General features: G+C 67.3%; 10 protein-coding genes, 1 tRNA gene and 1 pseudogene. 7 read left to right on the top strand and 5 right to left on the bottom strand.

From position 1 onward, the window contains the following. Positions 1–293 (top strand): annotated as a pseudogene (locus G6017_RS17015) (ABC transporter ATP-binding protein); the annotation flags it as partial. A gap of 21 nt (positions 294–314) precedes the next feature. Here G6017_RS17015 and G6017_RS14985 read toward each other — a convergent pair. Further along, a complete protein-coding gene (locus G6017_RS14985) occupies positions 315–836 on the bottom strand; it encodes a flavodoxin family protein (protein ID WP_182618084.1) in 522 nt (173 codons plus the stop codon). Between the two features lie 273 nt (positions 837–1,109). Here G6017_RS14985 and G6017_RS14990 point away from each other — a divergent pair, with 273 nt between their 5' ends. Continuing rightward, a complete protein-coding gene (locus G6017_RS14990; RefSeq protein ID WP_182618072.1) occupies positions 1,110–1,811 on the top strand; it encodes an MSCRAMM family protein in 702 nt (233 codons plus the stop codon). Positions 1,812–2,046: 235 nt separating this feature from the next. Beyond that, the gene (locus tag G6017_RS14995) at positions 2,047–3,114 is read left to right on the top strand and encodes an MDR family NADP-dependent oxidoreductase (protein WP_206682381.1); all 1,068 of its coding nucleotides are present in this window, start codon (positions 2,047–2,049) and stop codon (positions 3,112–3,114) included. A 74-nt stretch (positions 3,115–3,188) separates the two neighbouring features. Here G6017_RS14995 and G6017_RS15000 read toward each other — a convergent pair whose 3' ends face one another. Next, positions 3,189–4,052, bottom strand: coding sequence for a hypothetical protein (locus tag G6017_RS15000; RefSeq protein WP_182618074.1), 864 nt, complete (start codon positions 4,050–4,052; stop codon positions 3,189–3,191). Continuing rightward, entirely contained in the window at positions 4,049–4,837 is a 789-nt protein-coding gene (locus tag G6017_RS15005; protein WP_182611239.1) for a MerR family transcriptional regulator, read from the bottom strand. The genes G6017_RS15000 and G6017_RS15005 overlap by 4 nt, the downstream gene beginning before the upstream one ends. A gap of 268 nt (positions 4,838–5,105) precedes the next feature. On the opposite strand from G6017_RS15005, the gene G6017_RS15010 reads away from it, so the two are divergent. After that, a tRNA-Met gene (locus tag G6017_RS15010) sits at positions 5,106–5,179 on the top strand. 155 nt (positions 5,180–5,334) lie between these two features. On the opposite strand, the gene G6017_RS17265 is transcribed toward G6017_RS15010, so the two are convergent. Further along, positions 5,335–5,463 (bottom strand): hypothetical protein, encoded by a 129-nt coding sequence (locus G6017_RS17265; protein WP_268817317.1) that lies wholly within the window; start codon positions 5,461–5,463, stop codon positions 5,335–5,337. A 316-nt stretch (positions 5,464–5,779) separates the two neighbouring features. On the opposite strand from G6017_RS17265, the gene G6017_RS15015 reads away from it, so the two are divergent. Together G6017_RS15015 and G6017_RS15020 are read left to right on the top strand one after the other, a co-directional pair. Further along, positions 5,780–6,181, top strand: coding sequence for a helix-turn-helix domain-containing protein (locus tag G6017_RS15015; RefSeq protein ID WP_107746571.1), 402 nt, complete (start codon positions 5,780–5,782; stop codon positions 6,179–6,181). Positions 6,182–6,216: 35 nt separating this feature from the next. Then, positions 6,217–6,519 (top strand): hypothetical protein, encoded by a 303-nt coding sequence (locus G6017_RS15020; RefSeq protein ID WP_146166335.1) that lies wholly within the window; start codon positions 6,217–6,219, stop codon positions 6,517–6,519. On the opposite strand, the gene G6017_RS15025 is transcribed toward G6017_RS15020, so the two are convergent. After that, positions 6,482–7,165: an SOS response-associated peptidase gene (locus G6017_RS15025; RefSeq protein WP_241731583.1), complete on the bottom strand. Its 684-nt coding sequence runs from the start codon at positions 7,163–7,165 to the stop codon at positions 6,482–6,484. The two genes, G6017_RS15020 and G6017_RS15025, sit on opposite strands and share 38 nt — an antisense overlap. 107 nt (positions 7,166–7,272) lie before the next feature. Between G6017_RS15025 and G6017_RS15030 the strand changes: the two genes are divergently transcribed. Further along, a protein-coding gene (locus G6017_RS15030; protein ID WP_182618077.1) for an IS3 family transposase occupies positions 7,273–8,456 on the top strand; the annotation gives its coding sequence in 2 pieces (ribosomal slippage) (positions 7,273–7,537 and positions 7,537–8,456; 1,185 coding nt in all). Positions 8,457–8,470 lie beyond the last annotated feature (14 nt).

Below are 8,470 nucleotides of genomic sequence, written 5' to 3' on the forward strand. Positions count from 1 at the left end.
AGATGATCGCCCTGGCCCGCGTGGAGCTGGCCGACCCGGACGTGGTGATCCTCGACGAGGCCACCGCCGAGGCCGGGTCCGCCGGCGCCCGCCGCCTCGACGCGGCAGCGGCCGCAGTGCTGAAGGGCCGCGCAGGACTGGTGGTGGCGCACCGGCTGAGCCAGGCCGCGGCCGCCGACCGGATCCTGGTGATGGACCACGGCCGGGTCGTCGAATCCGGGACGCACGAGGAGCTGTTGCGGACGGACGGGCGGTACGCGGAGCTCAGTCGGGCGTGGTTCGGGGGAGAGTGAGCGGATCACCCCACCACGGGGTCAGGGCATCCGCGCCGCCACCGTCTGGCCCCACTGCTCCGCGCGGGCTTCCTCGCCCTCGAGCAGCTGGGTGTGGGTGTCGACCAGGAAACTCTCCGGCTCAGCGACAAGCGTGAATCCCAGCTTCTGCAGGTTCTTCGCGATTCCCTTAGACGCCCGCCCGGTGAGGATCGCGGGTTTGTCGACGCGCGTATCGAACGCGGCAGCAGCCCCCTCGCGCCGGGAGAGCTCGCCCAGCCAGTCCCTGATCCCCGCAGCGGCCACGTCGGGCTCTATCGTCAGGTCACTATCCGGTTGGTCGGCGGCCTCGACCGCGCCACGCCGGGTCGACTCGCGACTCATCCCGTGCACATGGGTGGGGCCGCCCACGATCACCAGGTCATAGACGGAGGTGTCCTCGTCTATCGCGTGCGAGACGGGGACTGCAGTGACGTCGCCCACCAGAGCGACGCCGCGTGCGATGGCATCGGCGATGTCGTGGGTGCAGCCGTACATCGATTCAAAGACGATCAGTGCGCGCATCGTGCGTGCCACCCCGCTCGACTACCGGTGAGAGCGCATCGCGACCGACCGTTCAGGGGCGCCACGTCTGTTTCTCACTCGATCCTCATCCTTCACCGCGTCTGAGGTGAGCGCAATAGTGGCGGGGGAACCGCGTTGATGACGACGACAACGTCGATCGCCGCGCCCGGTCTGCAAATCAAGCCAGGGCTGCGTCCCACCTGATCTACGGCCGCGAGCATTGTAGATAAGAACTCTATTGTGAATGTGAACTGTGTCACCTAGGGTCTGTCCATGAAGTCAAAGTTTGTCACCGGACTCGCGCTCGGCGCGAGTGTCGTGCTGGCCGGCCCACAGTTCGCCCACGCGGATCCAGCCGCCTTCGACGTCTCCGGCGTGTTCACCAACGGCTGTGGTGACGGTTCGGCCTGGATCGAGCTCAAGGACGACGCCAACGCGGTCGTCGCTTCGCAGAACATCACCGACGGCGGGGCGTTCAGCTTCCCGAATGTGGAGGACGGAGACTACCGGCTCGTGCCGTACGCCCCGGCCGGGTGCGGGCCGACGCCGTACCCCGGAGGCGCCGCCGTCACCGTCGACGGCGCTGATATCACCGGTGTCGATGTGGGACTCGTGGTAGTCCACTCGATCTGGGGAGTGGTGACGGGCTGCGACGCTGGCGAGGGCAATGGTCTCAACGGGGTCGAGGTCTCCCTCGATATCGACACCGAGGCGCTGACCTACAGCGCCATAACCCGCAGCCGCTCGCTCACTGAGGACGGGCAGTTCTTCTTCCAGTACCTGCCCGCCACGGACGGCTACACGGTCACGGTCACGCCGCCGGAGGGCTGCGAGATCGCTGACCCCACCGTCGTCATTGACCTCTCCGATGACGATGTCGAGGACGTGTCGTTCGCGCTGGATCGCGCACCCGGGCCGTTCGGAAGCCTCGGCTCGCTCGACCCCTTCGGCTCGACAGGGTCACTGGGCTCGTAGAAACTGCGCTCGTAGAAACTGCGCTCGTAGAAGCAGCGAGAAACCGCCAGGGGGGCGTTCGTTCGCCCCTCTGGCGGTTTTTTCGTCGACCCCTCTTTCTCACGTGTGTCTCTGTGCTTCACTCGCACGCCCTGCTCGCTGATCTCGTGGGTGTCTTCGCCGATTTGTAGCTTAAGTGAAGTCAGTTCATTTACTGTGGTGTGAACTGGCCCACACAACGATCGGTAGGGATCGCATGACCGACACGGCGATGAACGACACGACGACCGGCAACGCAGCACAGGGCAACCGCGAGGTTCGCCTGGTCAGGCACCCCGATGGTGCCCTGGCGGCGGATGATCTCGAGGTGGTGCCCACCGAGATGCCCGTCATGGCTCCGGGGCACGTGCTCATCCGGAACACCCTGCTCTCGGTGGACGCGGCCACCCGACTGCGCCTCGATCCCGTCTCGCCTCCCGGGTACCTGCCGGCGCTCAAGCCGGGGGAGGCGCTCGCCGGGATGGTGGTCGGCGAGGTGGTCGAGTCGGACGCGGAGGGGTACGCACCCGGGGACCTGGTGCACCACGACCTCGGCTACCGCGACTACGCCTTGGTCGATCCGGAGAACCAGGCCCTCGGCGTGGCCGGCGCGCTGTCCAAGTTGGACCGCGAGCTGGGCCCGCCCGAGCTCCAGGTGGGGCTGCTCGGCATGACCGGGCTCACGGCGTGGGCGGGGATGTTCGTGGTGGCCTCCCTCAAGCCCGACGACGTCGTGTGGATCTCCGCGGCCGCCGGCGCGGTGGGCAGCGTCGCGGCGCAGCTCGCCAAGGCGCACGGGTGCCGGGTGATCGGCAGCGCCGGCAGTGCCGAGAAGGTCACCTATCTCAAGGACGTGCTCGGGCTCGACGCCGCGTTCAACTGGCGTGACGGTCTGGACGGGCCGCTCAGCGAGTTCGCGCCCGAGGGCATCGACGTCTACTTCGACAGCGTCGGCGGCGACCACCTCAGGGCCGCGCTCGATCACCTGCGCCGGCTCGGCCGGGTCGCGCTGTGCGGTGCGATCGGCGGTTACGACGGCAAGCCGCCCGCTGCTCCCGGAAACCTCTTCAACGCCACGAGCAAGGACATCAACCTGCGGGGCTTTCGCGCCGGCACGTTCGCAGATCGTCTGCCCGAGGCCAGGAAGCACCTCGCGGAGCTGTGGCGATCGGGTGACCTGAACCTGGACCTCGCGCGATACGAGGGCCTGGAGTCCGCGCCGCAGGCGATCGTGGACATGCTCTCCGGGCGGACGACGGGCAAGTGCGTGGTGGCGCTGGGCTGAGGGGCCTATTGACGACGACGAGGTCGGCCAGAAGGTGGTGCCATAGACGCGGGCAGAGAGGACACGTAGGCCCGTCAGGGCGCGTAACCGGCCCGCGGTGTAGCCCCGGTCCCGGCGACCGCCTCTGTGATCGCACGCAGTGCGGCATCCGGGTCATCGACGTGTAGCCGCAGCACGGTGACCTCACGCGGGGAGGGTGCACTCCAGGCAAACCCGGGGACGGACGCAGGCACCGGGCGGTCAAGCTCGATGCTCAGAGTGGTGCCGTCCGGACCAGCGAGCGTGAGTGCGTTCCCGCCGCTTGCATCGGGCGCGATCTCCGCAGATGTGGGGGAGAGCCGCCGGTCGCGCCGCACTGTCGCGATTGCGTCGAGTGGTACCCGTGCGCAGACGTGCGTGCCGCTGCGCAGCACGAGTTCGCCGTCCTCGATCAGATGCGGTCGCACGATCCGGCCGGCCAGCCATCCGAGTACGATCAGCAGCCCGTAGATCCCGAGCAGGTCAAGCACCAGCCGCACCTCGGGCCATGGCACCAACAGGTGCACGGCGATCAATTCGATTGACGCCGCGACCGCCATCGCCACCGGGATGCCAAGCGTGCCGCGGGAGTGGCCGAGTGCCGCCGCGCCGTCAGGGACGTCTGGCCGCCGCGTCACCCACCGGGCCAGCGAGGCGAGTGTTCGCGCTTCGGTGCCGATCAGTCGTAGATAGGGGTCCTCTGCGGCCAGGGCGCGTAGTGCGTCGGCGCGGGTGCGAGCGTCAGCGCGGTGGGCTCGGTAGCGGCGGACGTAACCGGTGACGGCGATCGCCCCGAGTGGCACCTCGACCGCCAGGAAGAGCGCGAACGCCGTCGCGGGGCCGATCACCCCGGTGGCCAGGAGAACCGCGTCGGTGACGACGACGACAAGCGCAATCAATGGAACCAGTCTGCTGTTCACGGCAGTACTCCTGAGGCAGCGAGCGTGCGGCGCACTACTTCGCGCTGGGCCGGGTCGGGAAGGAGCTGCTCGAGCGTCGGTCCGTGGGTGGCATCGGCGGCATCGTGCTCATCACCCGGCTCGGCCGGCACTCCCGCCACCAGCGCTCGAAGGTCTTGGTCGGCCAGCAGTGCGTCGACGAGGTCTGCGATCTGCGGCTCCACCTCGCTGGGCCGCCGGCCCTCGATCCGGTGGAAGCCAGCGAGTAGGTCGAGGTACCGGGTGCGGCGACCGGCGTCGAAAGCGATGGCGGTGTATGAGGCAGTGAGCTGTACGGGGAAGTCGCCGTTAAGCGCAAGCAGGTCGAGCAGGTCCTGTTCGCGGTCCAGGAGCGCGGTGAGGTCGGGGTCGTCGGGGACCGCGTACCGACAGAGGTCGAGCGCACGCGATACCGGCTCGGGCAGCAGTCCCAGGGGTAGGCCGTCGGCGGCGCGCTGGGCTATCAGGTCGAGGCGTTCGCGCTGGCGGGTGAGAGCGGCGATGCGGGTGTCGATTCCTGAGCGGACGGCGGCCAGATCGTCGGCCATGCTGCCGGGCGCGGTCTCCAGCAGCGCGCTGATCTCGCGCAGGGGCACTCCCGAGTCGGAGAGGAACGCGATCCGGGAGATCCGCACGAGGGCGGTCACGTCGTACTCGCGATATCCGCCGGTGGTTCGCGGGGGCTCGGCGAGCACGCCCGAGCGGTGGTAGTGCCGGATGCTGCGTGCGCTGACTCCGGTCAGCCGGGCGATCTCACCGATTCTCATGAGCTGATCATCAACCTTGACACTGTGGCAAGGTCAAGCGCGCTAGATGTGAGTCGCCGATTGCCGCCCGCAAGAACCTTCGCGGTTCGGCTCCCCGTGGCCGGGATGCATCTCTCAGAGTTGTGGGCGAGGGGCACATGAGGCTGGATAGCGTGCGATCCGTGGACCTGGCGTGGGCAGCGCAGGCGTTGGTGGACATGCTCCGCAGGCGGTGGCGCTCGATTTGCCTCCTCCGGTGCGCGGCACGTAGTTTCACAGACGCAAACGACGCGGGGTGGAGCAGCTCGGTAGCTCGCTGGGCTCATAATCCAGAGGTCGCAGGTTCGAATCCTGTCCCCGCTACTACTGCACACAGGCTCGGTTCCCTCAGGGGAACCGAGCCTTACGTCATTTCGGGGTGGCGCTCCGATGCCAGCGCGCCGATCCTGCGTAGGTGACGATGACGGCCGCTGGTGCCGGCCTGCTCGTCGCTGAATGAGCGCGTGAGAGACGTGCCCCTAGCTGAGTTCGTCCGCCAGCCGAACGGCGGGAATCCAGTCGATACCGAACACCCGGGCCACCTCTGAGAAGGTGGAGGAGTCCGCATCGGTGCTGGTCGCCGAGGCGATCAGGCGGGACAGCATCACCGTCCCCGCTCGCTCCTCGATCGTGCCGGCCGCCGCCAGGAGCGTTATGTAACTATCATAGAAGTGTTGGGTTCCTGCAAATCTACGTACCCGGCGGGAGCGGTGCTCGCACAGCCCTAGCACCGGGCACGATGGCGACTATGTACCTCATCGGGACCGGGCCGAGTGAGCTGCACGCTCACATCGACCTCGACCGCCGCCTGTAACAGCTCGACCTCTTCGACGGCGCCGAGGCATCCGTGGTCTCGACCGCCCACGAGAACGGGCACTGGTCGGTCGTAGCCGAGATCCGACCCGAAACGGCGGGGGAGAGGCGATGACGCCATTTGATGCGAGGTCACTGGGGCGAGCCATCCGCACCGTTCGTCTGGAAACCGGGCTCACGCAGCTCAAACTCGCGCTCGCCATCGGCGTCAGCGGCGGCCACATGAGCATTTGGGAACGGGGCCAGGTCCCCGCCGCCCGAGGCCGTCCGGCTCACACCCCGACCATGAGCCGCGAGCAGCTCGAAGCCATCGCCGATGCTCTGGGATGCACCGCTGCGTACATCGCCGACCGCGCATCCCTGTCGGCCACCACCCGAGTAAGTCTCGGCCTGCAACCGCTCGGCCCCTCCCGCACTCTCGTCGCGGGGATCGCATACGACCTCACCGACGCCGAAGCGGACCGGGCCGCCGACTTCATCGCCGGCCTCATCGCCGCCCGCGACCTGAACTGACCGCCGGTGTCGGAGGGTCCGGTTACGGTCCCGGCGTGGACGAGCTGGTGGACCGAATCCGACAAGCGGCCGACCAGGCAGGCGAGATGCATTTCCTCGAGCTGATGCGCTGGCACCGCGTAGTCGCCGGCCTCCCCGAACCCGACTGGGGAGCCCGCGGCGTCTACCGACTCGCCGTCACCGAGCTAGGCGAAGACAGGGCCGCCGAGCTACTGCACGACCTGCGACGACTGGCCCGTAACCCCCGCCGCTACCGCAACGGCGCCGACGGTAAACCCCGCTACAGAGTGGGCCGCACCGTTAGCGACCAGCACCGCCGCCAGCAATCGATTCGATGAGGCCGGCATCATGCCGGTCCAGGGTGCGAACATTATTAACCGCCCGCGACACCGGACGGGTCCGCAGTGTCGCCGCGACCGCTCGGGACTCGGCATCAAGCAGGTCGAGCAAGTCGGAGGCCTGGTCCTTGGCGATCTTCTCCGGGGACAGCCAGGTGTCCCATGCTCCAGGGGTCAGGAATGCCGGCATCCTGTCGTGGACCTCGCCAGCCGCGTCTTCCCCGGTGCGGGTGATGATCGTGAACGTCGTCTGCCACTCGGCGTCATCACCCTCTCGGTGAAAGGCGAGTAGGCCGGCAGCGAGCAGGAGCTCGTCGCCTGGGGCGTGGACGTAGCTGGGGTTCTTGACCTCTTTGCCGTCCTCGAGGGCCTCTTGCCACTCGTAGTAGCCCGTCATCAAAACTGCGATTCGGGCGGAAGCGAACGCCGAGCGGAACATTCCGTTGGTTGCCACGCCCTCGAGGCGAGCATTGATCGGCCGTGGGCCCTTCTCCTTGGCCCAGGACGGGCGAAAGCCCCATGTCGGTAGGGACGCCTCACGCACCCGCTGATCGCCGATCGAGCGATCCCGGATGACTGGAGCCCGCGTACGGGGAGCCACCGAATACGCCGGCGGCCACTCGAAACCAGGATCGACCCCATCCAAATCGAGGTCCCCAACCAGGGCCGAGCCGGAGATAGCTTGGCCTGCTGCGGTGATCTCGGACGGTGGACCCTCCTAAAGTGAGGGACCTACCGAAATGAGACCCAGCAGTGAGTGCATCACGCAGGCGGTTCAGCCAGGAGTTCAAGGATGAGCTGTGCCAGGAGGTCATCACGACCTCGAAGACGATCAAGGACGTCGCGGTGGCCTACGGCGTGGGCCCCGAGACATTGCGGAACTGGTTGAACAAGTACCGCGAGACCCACGGCGGCACGGAGACCGAGGTGACGCTCGATGAGCGGGCACGACTCAAGGAGCTGGAGCGGGAGAACTCCGAGCTCCGCGCTGAGACGGCGTTCCTGAAAAAAGCAGCGGCTTACTTCGCGCGGGAGCAGCGACCGTGAGCCGATACGAGTACATCGACTCCTGCAGGAACGACCCGTCCGAGACCAACCCGCTCTACAAGATGTGCGCCTGGCTGGCCGTGTCGACCTCTGGGTTCTACAACTGGCTCTCGCGCCCGACCTCGGCGACCGCGGCCCGCAGACAGGCGCTGACGGCCAGGGTGAGGCACTTCTTCGCCGCCACCGACGGCACGTACGGGTATCGGCGGATCCACGCCGACCTGGTCGACGAGGGCACCGAGTGCTCACCGGAGTTGGTGCGTCAGATCATGCGCTCCGAAGGCCTGGTGGCCTGCCAGCCGAGGCCATTTCGGGTCACCACTGAAGCTGACGACGCTGCTGCAGCCGACATGCCTGACCTGGTGGAACGCGACTTCACCGCCGATCGCGCCGGCGTCAAGTTCGTCGGAGATATTACGTACATCCACACGTGGCAGGGGTTCGTCTACCTGGCGACGGTGATCGACTGCTACTCCAAGAAGGTCGTGGGCTGGTCGATCGCCGACCACATGCGCACCGAGCTGGTCGAGACGGCGCTGAAGAACGCTGCCGCGACGACGGTGATCGAGCCGCGGGCGATCTTCCATTCCGACCGCGGCAGCGTCTATACCTCGGGCGACTACCGCAAGCTGGTCACGGACCTGGGGATGCGTTCCTCGATGGGCAGAACGGGCGTGTGCTGGGACAACGCGATGGCAGAGTCGTTCTTCTCCGCACTGAAGAACGAACGCGTCCACCGCACCGTCTACGCCACGAAGAGGCAGGCCAGGCGCGACGTCATCAGCTACATCGAGGGGTTCTACAACACCCGACGGCGCCATTCAGCGCTCGGCTACAAGCGCCCGAACGACGTGCACTACGCTGGCCTCCAGCCAGCAACGGCAGCGTAGAGAAACCATCAACT

Source organism: Dietzia sp. B44 (genome assembly GCF_014145245.1).
GTDB lineage: Bacteria > Actinomycetota > Actinomycetes > Mycobacteriales > Mycobacteriaceae > Dietzia > Dietzia natronolimnaea.

Bases quoted from the DNA above. Each gene is read 5' to 3' on its own strand.
- G6017_RS15005 (WP_182611239.1), bottom strand. From the start codon at position 4,837: ATGAGAATCGGTGAGATCGCCCGGCTGACCGGAGTCAGCGCACGCAGC.
- G6017_RS14985 (WP_182618084.1), bottom strand. From the start codon at position 836: ATGCGCGCACTGATCGTCTTTGAATCGATGTACGGCTGCACCCACGAC.
- G6017_RS14990 (WP_182618072.1), top strand. From the start codon at position 1,110: ATGAAGTCAAAGTTTGTCACCGGACTCGCGCTCGGCGCGAGTGTCGTG.
- G6017_RS14995 (WP_206682381.1), top strand. From the start codon at position 2,047: ATGACCGACACGGCGATGAACGACACGACGACCGGCAACGCAGCACAG.
- G6017_RS15015 (WP_107746571.1), top strand. From the start codon at position 5,780: ATGACGCCATTTGATGCGAGGTCACTGGGGCGAGCCATCCGCACCGTT.